This is a genomic window from Rhizobium sp. Leaf371, assembly GCF_001424045.1.
Lineage (GTDB): Bacteria > Pseudomonadota > Alphaproteobacteria > Rhizobiales > Rhizobiaceae > Ferranicluibacter.
This window is the reverse complement of sequence record NZ_LMQB01000001.1, coordinates 556,976-575,211: the sequence shown is the minus strand read 5'-3', so window position 1 is coordinate 575,211 and position 18,236 is coordinate 556,976. Positions and strand designations below refer to the sequence as shown.

The window sequence follows — 18,236 nt, the reverse complement described above, 5'->3', positions numbered from 1 at the left end:
ATTCACTCTTATGCCGGTCCTACCTTACGCGAACCTAGAAACTCTCTTTCAGCCACTGACCCATTCGGGCGATGCGGCTGTCGCCGCCGCCGAGCGATGACAGCATCCCGCCCTGGGCGGCATGCGTCTCCATCTCGGCGACCTGCGGATAGATCATCAGGCCGACGGCCGTGGAAAAGGCCGGACCCTTGGCGGCCGGCGGAAGGCCGGAGACACCGAGAGGGCGACCAATCCGCACATTGCGGGCGAGAATACGGCGCGCGGCTTCCGGCAGACCCGTCAACTGGCTTCCGCCGCCGGTCAGAACGACGCGCTTGCCGACGATCGGCGAGAAGCCGGAACGCTGGATGCGGTCGCGAATGAGTTCGAGCGTCTCTTCGACGCGGGCGCGGACGATTCGCGAGACGAGCGCGCGCGGCACGTGAGTCGGCTGGTCGCGATCGTCCTCGCCGATCGGGGGAACCGTGACCATTTCGCGCTCGTCGGCATCGTTCGGCATGGCCGAGCCATGCACGACCTTCAGTCGCTCCGCGTCTTCGATGCGGGTCGAAAGACCGCGCGCAAGGTCCGTCGTCACATGATGTCCGCCAAGGCTCACGGCGTCGGCATGCACGAGCTTGCCTTCGGCAAACACCGAGATCGTCGTCGTACCGCCGCCCATGTCGATGCAGGCGCAGCCAAGTTCGACCTCGTCGTCCACCAAGGCCGAAAGACCGCTGGCATAAGGCGTCGCGACGATACCCTCGACCGAGAGATGCGCCCGGTTGATGCAGAGCTCAAGATTTTTCAGTGCCGCACGTTCGGCCGTCAGCACGTGCATGTCGACGCCGAGGCTGTCGCCGAACATGGCGAGCGGATCGCGGATGCCGCGTTCGCCGTCGAGCGAGAAGCCCGTCGGCAGAGAATGGAGAATCACACGGTCCTGACGCTGCGAGCGCTGGCCGGCAGCCGCAAGAACCCGCTTCAGATCGGCCGCATCCACTTCCTGGCCGCCGAGATCGACGGACGCGGTGTAGATGTCGCTCTGCAGACGGCCTGCGGAGACGTTGACGATCAGGCTGTCGATGGTGAGCCCCGCCATGCGCTCGGCCGCATCGACGGCCAGCCGGACGACGCTTTCGGCAGCGTCCAGATCGGCGATCACGCCGTTCTTCATGCCATGCGACTTGTGATGGCCGAGACCGATGACCTCGATCGCATGGGTGCGACCGGGCAGGATCTGGCTTTCGGCGCGCGGTGTCAGGCGGCCGATCATGCAGACGACCTTGGTCGAACCGATGTCGAGAACCGAAACGATATGCGATCGCTTCGCCGACAGGGGCTTTAGACGCGGCAGGCCGAAATGCGACGAACCGAACAGGCTCATATGCGGTCCTCTTGGCTCTCAAGTTTCTTGAGCTGCTTGGTACGGGCTTCCAGGGCGACCTGTCGGCGCTCTGCGGCGCCGGGGGTCAGTTGTATGGTGGTGCGATCTTCGAGACGAAGATCGATGGCGGCGATGTCGCGCTCCAGCAGCTGCTGGCCCTCCTCCATCGTGGACAGCACCTGCATGGCGCGGTCGAGATCCTGCTCGGGAAGCTTCACCATGACGCCATTGTCGAGGATCAGATCCCAACGACGGCCGGCGACACGGACATAGGCCTTCACGCGGCCGGCGATTTCCGGCCATTCGGCGAAGCGGGCATAGAAGCCGGCCGCAGCCGTTTCCGCATCCCGACCAACGAACAAGGGCAGTTCGGCGAACTTGTTATCCCGCAACGGCGCGATCACGCTGCCGCTCTTTTCGATGAGCGACAGGTCGGAGCCGTGCTGCCAGATCCCGAACGCCTTGCGCTCCTTCAGGTTGACCTCGACCGTGCCGGGATAGACCTTGCGAACCGTCACCTCTTCGACCCAGGGCATCTTGGCGATCGCCAGACGCGCGGCGTCGATATCGAGGGCGACGAGCGACGTTGCGCCATCCAGACCGATCTCCTGCAGGATGTCGATTTCCGATGTCTGGTCGTTGCCCGAGATCTTGACGTCCTCGATGGCGAAGCCGGCCGCCGTCGTCGTCGCCTTGGCGACTTCAGGCGTGTGCCCGCCGATCGCCATGCCGTAGAAACCGGTTGCCGCAAACAGGGCCAGCGCCGAGACGGTGCCGGTATAGGGGGCGAAATGGATGCGGCCGGTGCCGAGCGCCACGAAGAAGCGCGCCACACGGCGCAAAGGACGCGGCAGGACGACATGGCCCTCCATATCGCGATATTCCTGCGGCGCGCGGACGCGGCTCTGAAGACGACCTCTCAACGCAAACACGACGCATCCTCCACGATCCAGCTGAGGAACTCACCAAAGGAATGGCCGGCATGAACCGCCATTTCAGGCACCAGCGATGTCGGGGTCATGCCCGGCTGCGTGTTGATTTCGAGCCAGATCAGCTCGCCCTCGCCGGAGGAGCTGTCGTCGAGGCGGAAGTCTGAGCGGCTGACACCGCGGCACCCCATCGCATGATGTGCCGCAACGGCCAGTCTTTGAATGTTTTGGTAAATATTCGGTAAAATTTCCGCCGGAATGACGTGCGTGGAGCCGCCCTCCACATATTTCGCATCATAGTCGTAGAAGGCATGCCCCTGCGGGATAATTTCGGTCACGGCGAGCGGCTCGCCACCCATCACGCCGCAGGTGAACTCGCGGCCGGGAATGTAGCGCTCGACCATGACGAGGTCGCCATAGCGCCATTCGCTCGAGGTGATGATCTGCGGCGGATGCGACTGCTCCTTCTGGACCATCACGACGCCGAAGCTCGACCCTTCCCGCACCGGCTTGACCACATAGGGCGTGGGAATGGGGTGATCCCGGCCGAAATCGTGCCGGTCCATGACCTTCGCCTCGGCGACGGGAATGCCCGCCGCCTTCGCGACGATCTTCGCCTGCGCCTTGTCCATCGCGAGCGACGAGGCGAGAACGCCGGAATGCGTATAGGGAATTTGGAGATATTCCAGGATACCTTGGATCGTCCCGTCTTCGCCGAACGGTCCATGCAGCGCGTTGAACGCCACATCCGGGCGAAGCGCCCCCAGAACGGATGCGACATCGCGATCCACATCGACCCGGGTGACGCGATAGCCGAAGGCTTCCAGCGCATCGGCACAGGCGGCGCCCGAAGACAGGCTGACCGGCCGCTCCGACGAGAAGCCCCCCATCAACACCGCAACGTGTTTGCCACTCATGAAAACCCCTGCCATTTCTTCTCGATCCGATGGCGGCGAAGCGACCGTGTCGAACCTCGACTCAATGCCTGCCTGCTGACGCTCACTAAAGCGTCATTAAGGTTAACGAACCGTTTACTTTCGTTAACCCGAAGCGTCGGGAGCCACCTCCAAGGCACCACGGCATCCGCGAACCTGACGCCTGTGATGAAAATGGCACGGGCCCCGATCTGCATGGCTGGAAAGGATTTCGATGCGTTTTTCGCGGCCGAAACCACGCGCCGTCCCCGCTTTCGCCCAAAGGCCGGGCATCGAGCAGGCGATCCACGCTTCGGCTATGCGCCAGCGTTGCACCTCATGCGTTACCGCCGGACTCTGCGTCATATTATTGCGCAAACAGGGTTTCTTCCGACATTAACTTGCCTTATGAAGCCGCCAGCTACCTATGAGGGTGGCAGATCCTCAACACGGACAAGATCATGACCAACGCGATATCTCCGGTATCGCCGACGGCAGACGTCTTGGACGCACGCGCTACCAATTCCCCGGCTCGCGTGCTCCTGGCGAGCCTCGTCGGCACCACCATCGAATTCTTCGATTTCTATGTCTATGCGACGGCTGCCGTCCTCGTGTTTCCGACGCTGTTCTTCCCGAACAACGATCCGACGACGGCGCTTCTGGCATCCTTTGCCACCTTCTCCATCGCCTTTTTCGCCCGCCCGCTCGGCGCGGTCGTCTTCGGCCATTATGGAGACCGGGTCGGCCGCAAGACCACGCTGGTCGCGGCCCTTCTGACCATGGGCATTTCGACCGTCATCATCGGCCTTCTCCCGTCCTATGACTCCATCGGCGTTGTCGCACCACTGCTTCTGGCCCTGTGCCGGTTCGGCCAGGGCTTCGGGCTTGGCGGAGAATGGGGCGGTGCCGTTCTGCTCGCGACAGAAAACGCCCCCGAAGGCAAGAAGAGCTGGTACGGCATGTTCCCGCAGCTCGGCGCGCCAGTCGGCCTGTTCCTGTCCTCGGGCGTTTTCTGGCTTCTGCTCCATGTCATGTCGCAGGAGGCGCTGCTCAGCTGGGGATGGCGCGTGCCCTTCATCGCCTCGATCCTGTTGATCGCGGTCGGCCTCTGGGTCCGTCTCTCCATCACCGAGACGCCCGCCTTCCAGAAGGCGATCGACAGCCACGAGCGCGTCCAGGTTCCGGTCGTCGAACTCTTCCGCAACCACAAGCGTAGCCTCGTTCTCGGCACCTTCGTGGCGCTTGCGACCTTCGTGCTCTTCTATATCGGCTCGGCCTATCTCCTGTCTTACAACATCAAGGTTCTAAAGCTGCCCTTCGTCGATGCGCTGGAAATCCAGCTCCTCGGCGCCGTCCTCTTCGGCATCTTCATCCCCATCGCCGGCAAGCTCGCCGAGCGCTTCGGCCGCCGCGAGATCCTGATCGGCGTCACCGTGCTGATCGGCATCTTCTCCTTCTTCCTTCCCGGTCTCCTGACCAGCGGCGAAGCGAGCGTCGTGCTCTTCGTCGTCATCGGCATGGCGCTGATGGGTGTCACCTACGGCCTGATCGGAACGGCGCTGGCCGCCCCCTTCCCGACCAATGTCCGCTACACCGGCTCCTCCATCACCTTCAACTTCGCCGGCATCTTCGGAGCCTCGCTCGCGCCCTACATCGCCACGTACCTGCAGGCGACCTACGGCATGACCGCCGTCGGCTACTACGTGCTGTTTGCAGCCATCATCACGCTCATCTGCATCCTGCTCTCCGGCAAACACGAAGTCTGACCTCAAGCAGAATCAGAACAAGCAAAAAGGCCGCGATGTCCCTGACATCGCGGCCTTTTTTCAATGACAAGGGACCGAGTTCACCGGCCCGGATTGTTGTAGTAATCATATGCGATCCATCCCAAGGTGATCGCGGAAACGATCCAGGGAAAAACATACCAGACGAAGTCTTGCGAGGTCATGCTCTCAACCCTCCAAGGATGCGGTGTCCAGCCCAATGTAAGAGAGCTGCGCCCAAGAGCCAACGACCGAACACTGCCAGCCCGCGCATCGTGGTCGACTCGGGCTTTAGCGACAGCACCTGCCCCAAAACGCCAACGGCCAGAAACGCAGTGGACAGTCTGTCAAGCGCACCGGCGGCGAGCTTCCGTCTTTCGTTGCCAACGAGCTTGCGGCGCGAAGCGTCGATACCGGCCTCGCCCTCCGCCATCACACCGTCGCCCGGCCCAGAAACTCTCGCACCTCATAACCGGCCATGAAGGTGCCGATCCGCTTGATCTCCCATTCGAGCTTGATGCCGGAATGCTCCATCACGCGCTGGCGCACGGTTTCGCCGAGATATTCGAGCTCGTAGCCGCTCGCCTGTCCCGTATTGATCATGAAGTTGCAGTGCATCGGCGACATCTGGGCGCCACCGATCATCATGCCGCGGCAGCCGGCCTCGTCGATCAGCTTCCAGGCGGAATGTCCGTCCGGATTCTTGAAGGTCGAGCCGCCGGTCTTCTCGCGAATCGGCTGAACGGTCTCACGGTGCTGGCGCACGGCGTCCATGTCGGCGCGGATCTTCGCCTTGTCTTCCGGATAGCCCTCGAACACGGCATGCGTGAAGATCAGGTCCTTCGGCGCGCTCGAATGCCGGTAGCTGTAGCCCATGTCGGCATTGCTGAGCACGTGCGTCTCGCCCTTCCGGTCGATCGCGTGCACTTCGACCACCCGCTCGCGCGTCTCGCCGCCATTTGCGCCGGCGTTCATGCGCAAGGCGCCGCCGACCGTGCCGGGAATGCCGTAATAGAAGAAGAATCCACCGATCCCGTGATCGAGCGTCATGGCCGCGAGGTTCTTGTCCGGGCAGATCGCACCCGCCTTGACCCGGTTGTCGCCCACGAGCTCGATATCGCCGAAGCCCTTCGCCGACAGCCGGATGACGACGCCAGGAATGCCGCCGTCGCGCACCAGGAGGTTGGAGCCGACGCCGGCCACCATCACGGGAACCTCGTCCGGAACGAGCTTCAGGAAGGTCACGAGATCATCGACGTCATGCGGCTGGAACATCAGCTCGGCAAGCCCGCCGGCGCGGAACCAGGTCACGCGGTCCATGGGCGCATCCGGCGTCAGCCGTCCCCGAAGCGCGTTGACGCCCTCGCCGAGCGATGCGAGCAGCTTTGTTCCGTCGACCTGTTTCATGCGTCCTGTCCCGTCCCCTGCCCTGTGATCTCGGCCAATTCCTTTGGCAGCGCCGCAGCCCAGTAGGTAATGCTGCCGGCGCCCAAAAGAACCACGAAGTCACCGGGTTGTGCAATGGTGGAGACCAGAGGCGCAAGGGCTTCCGGCCCTTCTATGGAACGCGCGTCGCGATGTCCGCCGGCTTTGATGCGGGAAACCAGCTCCTGCGACGAAATTCCCTCGATCGGCTCCTCGCCGGCCGAGTAGACGGGCGACAGGAGAATCGTATCGGCATCGTTGAAGCATGCTGCAAAGTCCTCGAACAGGCTCTGCAGACGGGAGTAACGGTGCGGCTGGTGGACGGCGATGATTCGGCCCTGGCAGGCCTCGCGCGCCGCGCGCAGCACGGCCTTGATCTCGACCGGGTGATGCCCGTAGTCGTCGTAGATCCGCACGTTGTTCCACTCGCCGGTGAAGGTGAAGCGCCGCTTGACGCCCCCGAAGGAGGCGAGGCCCTTGGCGATATCCTCCGGCTTCATCCCGAGCCGATTGGCAACCGCAATCGCGGCGGTCGCGTTGGACACATTGTGGCGGCCGGGCATCGGCAGGCGAAGGTCCTTCAGTTCGATCAGCTGGCCGGTCCGGCGGCGGCGGATGGCGACGTCGAAGATCGAGGTTGCCCCGTCCATGCGAATATTGAAGAAGCGAACGTCGGCCTGCGGGTTTTCGCCGTAGGTGATGACCTTGCGGTCCTCGATCTTGGAGACCATCGTCTGAACCTCGGGATGGTCGAGGCACATGACGCCGAAGCCGTAGAACGGGACGTTTTCGACGAACTGCCGAAACGCCGCCCGGACCTGGTCGAACGTGCCGTAATGGTCGAGATGTTCGGGGTCGATGTTGGTGACCACGGCCACGTCGGCCGGCAGCTTCAGGAAGGTGCCGTCGGATTCGTCGGCCTCCACCACCATCCACTCGCCGGCACCCATGCGGGCATTGGTGCCATAGGCGTTGATGATCCCGCCATTGATGACCGTCGGGTCGAGACCGCCGGCGTCCAGGAGCGCTGCGACCATCGATGTCGTCGTCGTCTTGCCATGCGTACCGCCGATGGCGATCGAACTGCGGAAGCGCATGAGTTCGGCCAGCATCTCGGCACGACGCACGACCGGAAGCAGCTTCTCGCGCGCCGCGATCAGTTCCGGATTGGTCTTCTTGATGGCTGTGGACACCACGACGACTTCGGAGTCGCCGAGGTTCTCGGCCTTGTGGCCGACGAAGACCTCGATGCCCTTTTCGCGCAGCCGCTGGACGTTGGCGCTCTCGGACTGATCGGACCCTTGGACGCGGTGACCGAGATTGTGCAGCACTTCCGCAATGCCGCTCATCCCGATCCCGCCGATACCGATAAAATGGACGAGGCCGATCGTCTGCGGCAGTTTCATGAGCGTTTTTCCTTGAATTGGGCAATCGTCTGGCCGCTGGCAATAGCCTCTACCATGCCGGCAAGCAAGCGCGCGGCATCCGGGCGGCCGGCAGCCTTGGCACTGGTCGCCATCTCGGCCATGCTCTCCGGGCTGTTCATCGCATCGCGGATGAAGCCGGCGAGAACCTCCGGCGTCAGGTCTTTTTGCGGCACCAGCCGTGCGGCGCCGGTCTCGGCCAGAGCCGCGGCATTAGCGGCCTGGTCATGATCGAGCGCAAACGGATAGGGCACGAGAATGGAGGGGCGGCCGATCACGGCGATCTCCGACACGGTGGATGCCCCGGAACGGCAGATGAGCAGATGCGCCGCCGCGATACGTCCCGCCATATCGGTAAAGAACGGAGAGATCTCCGAGGTGAGCTCGAACTTGGACATCGCCGTACGCGCGCCGTCGAGATCCTCCGGTCGGGCCTGCTGCGTCACATGCAAGCGCGCGCGCAACGCGGGCTCAAGCAGAGCGATGGCTGCCGGAATCGCCTTGGAGAAGAACTGCGCGCCCTGGCTGCCCCCGAACACGACGAGGCGGAACGGCTCGCCCGCGCCGGATGCCGCGTAGGGAACCTCGGCGGCTTCGAGCACGGCCGGGCGGACCGGATTGCCGGTCGTCACCGTCTTGCGCGCATAGCGGCCATCGGTCTCCGGCAGAAACCCGCCGGCAATCGCCGTGACCCGCCCGGCAAGTCCCTTGTTGGCGCGTCCCATGACGGCATTCTGTTCGTGGATGATCGTGGGAATGCGCAGCCGACTGGCCGCCAGAAGCGGCGGGACGGTCGGATATCCGCCGAAACCCACGACCACCTTCGGCGCAAGGGTCTTGATGATCGCCCGCGCCTCGCGCAGTCCGGACCACAGCTGCCAGAGGGAGGACGCAACCTTCACAGGATTGCGCGAACCGATCGTTGCGGACCGCACGACATGGATCCGCTCGGCAGGAAACGAACCGGCATAACGCTCGGCCCGATGGTCGGTGATCAGGTGCACCGTGAAGTCCAGTGCGGCCAGTTCGTGCGCGAGCGCCTCGGCTGGAAAAAGATGACCGCCGGTACCTCCGGCGGCTAGCATGACGATGCCCTTGGTCAAGACTCGAGACCTCCAGTACGAAACGTGTTGCGCGAAACGGCGCAGCTATGTGTCAAAATCGAACGCGTTGATATCTACTACCGCACAATGTCGAAAATCGTGACGAGTTTTCACACCCGTCCAGGCTTCGCTTGAAGTGCCACAGCGTCGCGCATCGGGAAGATGCGCGACGCTGTTTTTTCCTCGGCGCACGCGCGGCGCGCGCCTCGTTTGATGTGGTCCTACTCCGCCGCCACCGGTGCGCCGGTCCGAAACAGGCTGCGCTCCAGAGCACGCTTTTCCGGGCGATGGCGCGTCAGCGCGAGAATGAAGCCGGCCGTGACGCAGATCGCGATCATCGACGACCCGCCATAGGAGATCAGCGGCAGCGTCATGCCCTTGGCCGGAAGCAGCTCCAGATTGACCCCGACATTGATGATCGACTGGATGCCGATCTGCAGCACGAGGCCGGCGACCGCGAAGCGGTTGAAGTCGTTGCGCTCGCGGAAGGCGTGGCTGAGCCCGCGCATGACGAGGAACGAGAAGATGGCGACGATGACCATGCAGAAGACGATCCCGAACTCCTCGGCCGCGACCGAGAAGATGAAGTCGGTATGGCTGTCGGGGATGATCCGCTTGATGATGCCTTCTCCGGGACCCTGCCCCAGCCAGTCGCCGCGGATGATCGCCTCGCGCGCCGTGTCCACCTGAAACGTATCGCCCTCGCCCGTCATGAAGCGGTCGATACGGCCGGCCACGTGCGGCAGCAGCGTATAGGCGACGACGAGACCGCCGACGGCCGATCCGCCGAGGACGACGATCCAGAGCCAGGGCATGCCCGCCATGAAGAACATGCCGCCCCAGACGGCCGTCGTCAGGATGGTCTGTCCGAGGTCGGGCTGGGCGATCAGCAGGGTCGCGACGATGCCGTAAAGCAGGATGGCGAAGAGATTGCCGGGAATTTCCGGCTGGCGGGCATGTTCGGAAAAGAGCCAGGCGCAGACGATGACGAAGGCCGGCTTCATGAATTCGGATGGCTGGATGCCGATCGGACCGATCGAGAACCAACGGCGCGAGCCCTTGATCTCGACGCCGAAGAACAGCGCGAGGATCATCATCGCGATGGCTGCGACGAGGATGACGATCGCCGTGCGCCGCACCTGACGCGGCGTCAGGAACGACAGTCCGATCATGACGACCAGCGACGGAATGAGGAAGGCCGCCTGGCGCTTGACGAAGTGAAAGCTGTCGAGGCCCAGCCGTTCGGCAACCGCAGGGCTTGCGGCGAAGGACAGCATGAAGCCGATGCCCATCAACAGAATGAACGTCGCCAGGAAGAACCTGTCGATGGTCCAGAACCAATCGGCCACCGGGCCCCGCTCCGCACGACTCACCATGTCTTCGTCCTCGTCAAAGTGCGCCTCTGCGCCGTAAACCGTGCGGCCGCGGCAGCAAATGCCGCCACACCCGTCAAATCAGCCCAAGTCCGTCACATCAGCCCAGACCCATCACATGAGCCCGGGCCCATCACATGAGCCCAAGTCCGTCATACCAGCATGGTCACGCCGGGAAGTGCGGCCACATGGGCGACGAAGGCATCCCCGCGCATCTCGAAGTTCTTGTACTGGTCGAAGCTTGCGCAAGCCGGTGACAACAGAACGGCCGCCGGCAATCCGTCGCGCGCGGCATCCGCCGCTGCGTCGGCCACCGCCTTCTCCAGCGTCTGCGACGGCTCGAAGGGAACGACATCGCCCAGCGTCGCCGCGAAATCCTCCGCGGCACGGCCGATCAGATAGGCCTTGGCGATTCTGGAGAAGTAGGGAGCAAGCGACGCGATGCCGCCCTCTTTCGGCACGCCGCCGGCAATCCAGTAGATGCGCTCGAAGCTCGACAGCGCGGGCGCCGCCGCCTCCGCATTCGTCGCCTTGCTGTCATTGACGAAAGTGATGTCGCGCAATGTCGCGACCGGCTGCATGCGGTGCTTCAGGCCCGGAAAGGAGGCAAGTCCGGAGAGAATCTCCGCCTTGGAGACGCCGACCGCAAGGCAGGCGGCGATGGCGGCTGCCGCATTCTGCCCGTTATGGCTTCCGCGCAGCGTCGCGATGCCGGAGAGATCGGCAAAGACCTCCGCAAGGCCCGCCTCGGCGCGCAGGACGGAGGCGTCCTGCGCATAGTACCCGTCGCCGAGCGACCTGTGCCGGGCGATCCGGACGACAGGACGGCCGGCAAGCGCCACGCGGTCCGCACTGGCTTCGCACCAGGCATCGTCCACACCGATGATCGCCGTATGGCTCGCGGCGACGAGGCGCTCCTTGACGGCCGCATAGTGCTCCATCGTCCCGTGCCGGTCGATATGGTCGGGCGTGAGGTTGAGGAGGATGCCGGCGGTGGGTTCGAGCGAAGGCGACAGGTCGATCTGGTAGGAAGAGCACTCGACCACGTAGAAGCGGTCCTTCGCCGGCGGGTCGAGCGTCAGCACCGCCGTCCCGATATTGCCGCCGAGCTGCGTGTCGCGGCCGCTTGCCGAGAGGATATGCCCGATCAGCGCTGTGGTCGTCGATTTGCCGTTGGTGCCGGTGATGGCGATCAGCGGTGCCTCGGGCGCAAGGGCACGCCGTTCGCGGGAGAACAGCTCGATGTCCCCGATCACCTCGACCCCGGCGCTACGCGCGAGATCGACCGTCCAGTGCGGCGTCGGATCGGTCAGCGGCACGCCGGGCGAGAGGATTAAGGCTGCAAATTCCGACCAGTCGGCGTGGCGCAGATCGCCGGTGCCGATGCCCTCGGCCGCGGCCTTCGCGACGCTCTCCGCATTGTCGTCCCAGGCCGTCACCACGGCTCCGCCGGCCACCAGCGCCCGCGCGGTGGCAAGCCCGGAGCCACCGAGGCCGAAAAGGGCGACCCGAGCGCCACGAAGGGAGGTGACGGGAATCATCGGATTACCGCAGCTTCAGCGTGGACAGGCCGACCATCGCCAGGATGACGGCGATGATCCAGAAGCGGATGACGACCTGGCTTTCCGTCCAGCCCTTCTTTTCGAAATGGTGATGGATCGGCGCCATGAGGAAGACGCGGCGGCCGGTGCGCTTGAACCAGAAGACCTGGATGATCACGGACAGCGTCTCGATCACGAAGAGGCCGCCGATGATGACCATGACGATTTCATGCTTGGTGGCGACGGCAACGGTGCCGATCAGGCCGCCGAGGGCGAGCGAGCCCGTATCCCCCATGAAGATGGCGGCCGGCGGCGCGTTGAACCAGAGGAAACCCAGCCCCGCCCCGATCACCGCCCCGAGAATGACGGCCAGTTCGCCCGTGCCGGGCACGAAATGGATCTGCAGGTAATTGGCAAAGACCGCGTTGCCGGCGAGATAGGCGATCACGCCGAAGGAGGCCGCGGCGATCATGACCGGCACGATGGCGAGCCCGTCGAGACCGTCCGTCAGGTTCACGGCATTGCCGGCACCGACGATGACGAAGCCGCCGAACAGGATGAAGAAATAGCCGAGATTGAGCGTGAAATCCTTGAGGAACGGAAAGGTCAGCGACGAGCCGAACGTCGAGCCCGCCGTACCTGCGGAAATCGCCGAACGCATCATGAAGAACACCGCGACGGCGGCGACCGCGAACTCGATCCCGAGACGCGCCTTGCCGGAAAAGCCCTTGTCCGACTGCTTCGTCACCTTCAGATAATCGTCATAGAAGCCGATGGCGCCGAAGCCGAGCGTGACGAGCAGGGTCGAGACGACATAGACGCTCGACAGATCGGCCCAGAGCAGCGAGGAGACGACGATCCCGGCCAGGATCATCAGGCCGCCCATGGTCGGCGTTCCCGCCTTCTTGAAATGCGTCTGCGGCCCGTCGGCCCGGATCGGCTGCCCCCGGCCCTGGCGAACCCGCAGCGACGAGATCATCTTCGGTCCGAACAGGAACACGATCATGGCGGAGGTGAACAGCGCCGCGCCGGTGCGGAAGGTGATGTACCGGAACAGATTGAAAAACTGGAAATGGTCCGCCAGTTCGACAAGCCAGATGAGCATGAGGGACCCTTCCCCAAAAGTTCGATGTCGACACTCCTTCCGCCGACCGGAGAAAGGAGACCGGCCGTCCGGCCGAAAATGAGATGGAGAGCGGCCTAGACCGCCTGCTCCGCTTCGGCCTTGGCCGAAAATGTATCGAGCAGCGCCTGGACGATCCGTCCGCAGCCGGTGCCCTTCGAGGACTTGATCATGACGACGTCGCCTGCCCGCACCGATGCGACCGCATGATTGCGCAGATCGTCGACCGCATCGCAGTGAACGACCGAAACCGTCTCCGGCAGCGCATCGCGCAGATGCGTCATTTCGGGCCCCGCGAGCCAGACCGTGTCGATGCCATGCTCAAGCAGCGGCCCGGCGAGTGCCGCATGGGCCTGCACCGAATGATCGCCCATCTCCAGCATGTCGCCGAGAATGGCGATGCGCCTGCCGCCACCGGTACCAAGCTCCGCCTCGCCGAGAAGGGCGATGGCCGCGCGCATGGAGGCCGGATTGGCGTTGTAGCTTTCGTCGATCAGCGTCAGCAGGCCGGTGCCGACCGACAGGCGATGGCGTTGGCCCCGACCCTTCTCCGGCTGCAGCGTCGCGAGAGAGGCGATCGCCGTATCGAGATCCGCGCCGACGAGCGAGGCGGCGCCAAGCACGGCCAGCGCATTCTCGGCAATGTGGCGACCCGGCGCGCCGATCGGAATTTCGAGCGTGCGGCCATCGACCATCGCCCAGAGCGTGCCGCCCTCCGGCGTCGCCGCATATTCGATCATCCGGAAATCCGCACGTTGATCGACGCCGAAGCTGTGGACACTGGACACGCCGAGCATCGACGCCGCCTTTGCCAGCGTGCCGAACTGCGCATTGTCGCGGTTGAGAAGGACGTGACCGCCATCGACCAGCCCTTCCATGATCTCGGCTTTCGCCAGAGCGATCTCATCGAGGTCGCGGAAATTGCCGAGATGGGCCGGCGCGATCGTCGTGATGACGGCAACATGCGGACGCACCATCCGCACCAGGGGGCGGATCTCGTTCGAATGGTTCATGCCGATTTCGAAGATGCCGTAATCCGTGGCCTCCGGCATGCGTGCTAGCGTCAACGGCACGCCCCAGTGATTGTTGAAGGAGGCGACGGACGCGTGGACCCGGCCGCTCGGAGACAGCGCATGCCGCAGCATCTCCTTGGTGGTCGTCTTGCCGACCGACCCCGTGACCGCAATGATCTTGGCGGCACTGCGGTCGCGGGCGGCGCAGCCGAGCCGCACCATGGCGGCAAGCACGTCATCGACGACGATCATCGGCGCGATCAGTCGGCCGAGCGCCGGCAGCTTGCCCTCGCTGACCACGAGAAGCGACGCACCATTGGCGATCGCAAAGCCCGCATAGTCATGCCCGTCCACACGGTCGCCCTTGATGGCGAAAAACGCCTCGCCCTTGCCGATGGCGCGGCTGTCGATCGAGATGCCGGTAATGCCTTGCGGCAGGTTGCCGACCGGGCGGCCGTGCATGGCCGCCATGAGATCGGCGCTCGTCCAGAGAAAACCCATGCCCTCAGCCTCCCAAATCCTGGCTATCCGTCAGCCCGCCCGTTTGGCGAGTACCCTCATTTTGGGCACCCGTCGTCTGGGCGCTGAGGGCCTTGCGAATTTCGGCGTGATCCGAGAAGGGCAGCGTGACCGAGCCGACCGTCTGGCCTTCTTCATGCCCCTTGCCGGCAACGATCAGGGTATCGCCGGGTCCAAGCAAGCCGACGGCGTGGCGGATGGCCTCGGCACGATCGGCGATCTCGGTCGCGCCGGGTGTCGCGGCAAGGATCTCGCTGCGGATCGTCGCCGGCGTCTCGGACCGCGGATTGTCGTCCGTCACGATCACGATGTCGGAAAGCCGGGCTGCAATCTCGCCCATGAGCGGCCGCTTGCCCTTGTCGCGATCGCCGCCGCAGCCGAACACCGTGACCACGCGTCCCGTCGTGAAGGGTCGCACGGAGGTGAGGACCTGCGTCAGCGAATCAGGCTTGTGGGCGTAATCGACATAGGCGAGCGCACCGTCCGCCGTCTGCCCGACCAGTTCCAGCCGGCCCGGCGCGCCCTGCAGCTTTTCCAGCGCCAGCATCACGATGCGGGCCTCGACGCCGGTCGCCATCGCGAGACCTGCAGCCACCAGCGCATTCGAAATCTGGAAATCGCCGGCCAGCGGCAGATTGACCTCGAAGATGCGCCCGTCGGCATGCACTTCGGCAATCTGCTTGTGACGGAAATGCTCGACGCGCTTCAGCGTGAGATAGTCGCCCTTGCGGCCGACGGTGCGCACATCGCTGCCGGCCGCCTTGGCGGCGCGGATCGCGGCGTCCGACCATTCGTCGTCGGAGAAGATGATGGCCGGCGCGCCTTTGGGCAGCAGCGCTTCGAACAGGCGCATCTTGGCGCCGAGATAATGCTCGACCGTCGGATGGTAATCCATGTGGTCGCGGCCGAGATTGGTGAAGGCCGCAGCCGAAAGGCGCACGCCGTCGAGCCGGCTCTGATCGAGCCCGTGGCTGGAGGCTTCCATGGCGGCATGGGTGACCCCGGAGGCCGCAAGCTCGGACAGCAGCTTGTGCAGCGAGACGGGATCGGGCGTGGTGAGCGAGCCATAATCGTTCCGGCCGGGCGCCACGACGCCGGTCGTGCCGATCATCGCGGCGGACAGGCCGGCCTGCGCCCAGATCTGCCGGGTGAACGAGGCGACCGACGTCTTGCCGGCGGTGCCGGTCACCGCAACCATGGTTTCCGGCTGAGCCCCGTAGAATGTCGCAGCGGCCCGCGCGAGAAACGTTCGCGTGGAGGCAACGCGGATGACGGGCACCGGGAGATCCGCGCCGAGATCCTCCTCGGTCACGATGGCGACGGCACCGCGCGCGACCGCGTCGTTCACATAGACGCTGCCATTTGCCTTGTTGCCGGGAACCGCCACGAACAGCGTGCCCGGCGCAACCTTGCGACTGTCGGCGGTCAGCCCCCCGATGTCGGCATCGGCCTGATCCGGGGAGAGAGAGATCCCTGCCCCATCCTGTCCATCCGCAAGCGTCGCAAGGTCACTGATCTTCATCGATTGCACTTTTCCCAACACGATTCCCTTGGCCATCACGGCCGCGTGACCGTCCTTTACCGCTCAATACGCCACAAGCAAGGCGGAACCATCGACGCCGAACTTCGGCTCGACGCCCAGAAGCGGCGCGGAACGGCTGATGATGTCATGAACCATCGGAGCCGCGGTATTGCCGGCGAGTGCCGCCCCATTGCCCTTGTCCGTCTTCGGCTCGTCGATGAAGGTCAGCACGACGTAGCGCGGATTGTCGATCGGAAAGCCGGCGAGGAAGGCGTTGAAGTTGGCGTCGCTCGAATAGCGGCCGTTGACCACCTTGTCGGCGGTCCCCGTCTTGCCACCGACGTTGAAGCCGGGGACGCGAGCGTTCTTGCCGGAGCCGTGGACCCCGTTCCAGCGGAACAGGTAGCGCATGTCCGCACTGGTCGATGGCTTGAGGACCTGGGTGGACGCGGCAGCGGCCTCTTCGATCGAGCGCGGCAGGAAGGTCGGCTCGATCAGCTTGCCGCCGTTCATCAGCGCCCCGCCGGCGACCGCCGTCTGGAGCGGCGTGGTGGACACGCCGTGACCGAAGGAGATCGTGATCGAGTTGATCTTCTTCCACACCTTCGGCTGGCTCGGCATCTTGATCTCCGGCAGCTCCGTGGGGATCCTCGACAGGAGCCCGAGCCGCGTCAGAAATTCCTTGTGGGCATCGATGCCGACCAGGTCGGCCATCTTGGCGGTGCCGATGTTGGACGAATACTGAAAGATTTCCGGCACCGTGAGGACGCGGCTCTTGCCGTGGAAGTCCTTGATGGTGAAGCCGCCGATGCGGATCGGGAAGCGGGCATCGAAGCTGTCGGTCAGCTTCACCTTGCCGCTGTCGAGCGCCATGGCCGTGGTGAACGATTTGAAGGTGGAGCCCATCTCGAACGTGCCGTTCGACATGCGGTTCATCCAGCCTTCCTTGGCGCCGTCCGCCGGCTTGTTTGGGTCGTAATCGGGATAGGAGACCATGGCGAGAATTTCGCCGGTCTTCACATCCATGACGACGCCGCCGGCCGCAAGCGAGCGGAACTTGGCCATGGCCTCGACCACGACGTCGCGCATGATGTTCTGGACGCGCAGGTCGATCGACAGGCGCACGGGCTCGAGCTTGGCGTCGCTGGTCATGCCGATGGCCGCGAGATCCGCTAGACCCTGGTTGTCGATCCAGCGCTCCATGCCGGCAATGCCGCGATTGTCCACATTGACGTGGCCGACGACGTGCGATGCGGTGGCGCCACCGGGATAGAAGCGGCGCTTCTCCGGCCGGAAACCGATGCCGGGAATGCCGAGCGCGAGGATCTCGCTCTGCTGCTTCGGCGTCAGCTGGCGACGCAGCCACTGGAAGCGCGTCTTCGACTTCAGCTTGTTATAGATGTCGGCATTGTTGAGATTGGGCAGGACGGTCGCCAGTTGCTCGACGGCCTCGTCCGCATCCACGATCTTGTGCGGCTCGGCAAAAAGGGACACGGTGCGGATGTCGGTCGCGAGAATCTGGCCGTTGCGGTCGAGAATATCGGGCCGCGACGCCATCAGATTGTCGGCGCGGCCGATGCTCGACACCGTCTCCGGCTGGGCGAAACCGTACTGGATCAACCGTCCGCCGATGATGCAGTAGACGACGGAGAAGCCGGCGATGACGATGGCGACGCGGCTGCGGGCCTGGTTGCCGCGCCGCTTGCGGATGCCTTCGAAGGGTGCGCTGCGCGAGAGATCGCCGGGATGATTGTTGCCGCCGGCGGAGAAGTGCGCCTTGCTCTTGACGACCATGATGCGGGAGAGAAACGACATCAGCGCGCCACCGAACCTGTTGAGATCTCGTCGGTCGCCGCACCATCGCGCGAAGCGACGGCTGGAGCGGCCTTCTTCTTGCCCTTGCTGTCCTTTTCCTCCGGCGGAGGCACGTCGGCCTTCATCATCGGCAGCTCTTCGGGATGCACCAGCTGGGTCGGGTCCGTGGGAACCAGCTGCAGATCCTTGTCATAGGCCTTGACGAGGCGATCGAGCCGGTTCGGCTGCGTCAGGAGCGACCAGTCTGCGCGCAGGAGGTCGATCGTGTCCTCCTCGAGCTTGATCTGCGCCTCGAGCGACCGGACGTCCTCCAGCTTGTTCTCGGCCTGATGCTTGATCGTATAGGTAACGGTCGCTGCAGCCGTCATGACGACGATCAACACGATATCCAGCGTTCTCAGCATAT

14 protein-coding genes are annotated in these 18,236 nt (G+C 64.2%); 1 reads left to right on the top strand and 13 read right to left on the bottom strand.

Going from position 1 to position 18,236, the window contains the following annotated elements; all coding sequences use genetic code 11:
- Nucleotides 1-34 precede the first annotated feature (34 nt).
- Genes ftsA through ASG39_RS02525 form a run of 3 tightly spaced genes read right to left on the bottom strand, consistent with a single transcriptional unit; the run spans nt 35 to nt 3,212 of the window.
- The gene (gene ftsA / locus ASG39_RS02535; protein WP_062474158.1) at nt 35-1,366 is read right to left on the bottom strand and encodes a cell division protein FtsA; all 1,332 of its coding nucleotides are present in this window, start codon (nt 1,364-1,366) and stop codon (nt 35-37) included.
- Entirely contained in the window at nt 1,363-2,238 is an 876-nt protein-coding gene (locus ASG39_RS02530; protein ID WP_162242408.1) for a cell division protein FtsQ/DivIB, read from the bottom strand. The genes ftsA and ASG39_RS02530 overlap by 4 nt, the downstream gene beginning before the upstream one ends.
- A 47-nt stretch (nt 2,239-2,285) precedes the next feature.
- Nucleotides 2,286-3,212 carry a D-alanine--D-alanine ligase gene (locus ASG39_RS02525; protein WP_062593362.1) on the bottom strand — a complete coding sequence of 309 codons (927 nt, stop codon included), beginning with the start codon at nt 3,210-3,212 and terminating at the stop codon, nt 2,286-2,288.
- A 458-nt stretch (nt 3,213-3,670) separates the two neighbouring features.
- Here ASG39_RS02525 and ASG39_RS02520 point away from each other — a divergent pair, with 458 nt between their 5' ends.
- The gene (locus ASG39_RS02520) at nt 3,671-4,975 is read left to right on the top strand and encodes an MFS transporter (RefSeq protein ID WP_062592477.1); all 1,305 of its coding nucleotides are present in this window, start codon (nt 3,671-3,673) and stop codon (nt 4,973-4,975) included.
- Between the two features lie 429 nt (nt 4,976-5,404).
- On the opposite strand, the gene murB is transcribed toward ASG39_RS02520, so the two are convergent.
- The 10 genes from murB to ASG39_RS02465 all read right to left on the bottom strand — a co-directional run bounded on the left by murB (nt 5,405) and on the right by ASG39_RS02465 (nt 18,234).
- Nucleotides 5,405-6,379: a UDP-N-acetylmuramate dehydrogenase gene (gene murB / locus ASG39_RS02510; RefSeq protein ID WP_062592472.1), complete on the bottom strand. Its 975-nt coding sequence runs from the start codon at nt 6,377-6,379 to the stop codon at nt 5,405-5,407.
- A complete protein-coding gene (murC, locus tag ASG39_RS02505; RefSeq protein ID WP_062592470.1) occupies nt 6,376-7,803 on the bottom strand; it encodes a UDP-N-acetylmuramate--L-alanine ligase in 1,428 nt (475 codons plus the stop codon). Before murC ends, murB begins: the two co-directional genes overlap by 4 nt.
- Nucleotides 7,800-8,924, bottom strand: a complete 1,125-nt coding sequence (gene murG / locus ASG39_RS02500; protein WP_062592468.1) for an undecaprenyldiphospho-muramoylpentapeptide beta-N-acetylglucosaminyltransferase — start codon at nt 8,922-8,924, stop codon at nt 7,800-7,802. Before murG ends, murC begins: the two co-directional genes overlap by 4 nt.
- A 221-nt stretch (nt 8,925-9,145) precedes the next feature.
- Complete coding sequence (gene ftsW, locus ASG39_RS02495) at nt 9,146-10,300, bottom strand: putative lipid II flippase FtsW (RefSeq protein WP_062592466.1); 1,155 nt, start codon at nt 10,298-10,300, stop codon at nt 9,146-9,148.
- 149 nt (nt 10,301-10,449) lie between these two features.
- Nucleotides 10,450-11,838 carry a UDP-N-acetylmuramoyl-L-alanine--D-glutamate ligase gene (murD, locus tag ASG39_RS02490; RefSeq protein ID WP_062592465.1) on the bottom strand — a complete coding sequence of 463 codons (1,389 nt, stop codon included), beginning with the start codon at nt 11,836-11,838 and terminating at the stop codon, nt 10,450-10,452.
- A 4-nt stretch (nt 11,839-11,842) separates the two neighbouring features.
- Nucleotides 11,843-12,943, bottom strand: a complete 1,101-nt coding sequence (gene mraY, locus ASG39_RS02485; protein ID WP_062592463.1) for a phospho-N-acetylmuramoyl-pentapeptide-transferase — start codon at nt 12,941-12,943, stop codon at nt 11,843-11,845.
- Between the two features lie 95 nt (nt 12,944-13,038).
- On the bottom strand, nt 13,039-14,475 hold the full coding sequence (locus ASG39_RS02480) for a UDP-N-acetylmuramoylalanyl-D-glutamyl-2,6-diaminopimelate--D-alanyl-D-alanine ligase (RefSeq protein WP_062592461.1): 1,437 nt from the start codon (nt 14,473-14,475) through the stop codon (nt 13,039-13,041).
- Nucleotides 14,476-14,479: 4 nt separating this feature from the next.
- Nucleotides 14,480-16,015 carry a UDP-N-acetylmuramoyl-L-alanyl-D-glutamate--2,6-diaminopimelate ligase gene (locus tag ASG39_RS02475; RefSeq protein WP_082476862.1) on the bottom strand — a complete coding sequence of 512 codons (1,536 nt, stop codon included), beginning with the start codon at nt 16,013-16,015 and terminating at the stop codon, nt 14,480-14,482.
- A gap of 63 nt (nt 16,016-16,078) precedes the next feature.
- Nucleotides 16,079-17,830, bottom strand: coding sequence for a penicillin-binding protein 2 (locus tag ASG39_RS02470; protein ID WP_062592459.1), 1,752 nt, complete (start codon nt 17,828-17,830; stop codon nt 16,079-16,081).
- A complete protein-coding gene (locus tag ASG39_RS02465; protein ID WP_062592458.1) occupies nt 17,830-18,234 on the bottom strand; it encodes a hypothetical protein in 405 nt (134 codons plus the stop codon). Before ASG39_RS02465 ends, ASG39_RS02470 begins: the two co-directional genes overlap by 1 nt.
- Nucleotides 18,235-18,236 lie beyond the last annotated feature (2 nt).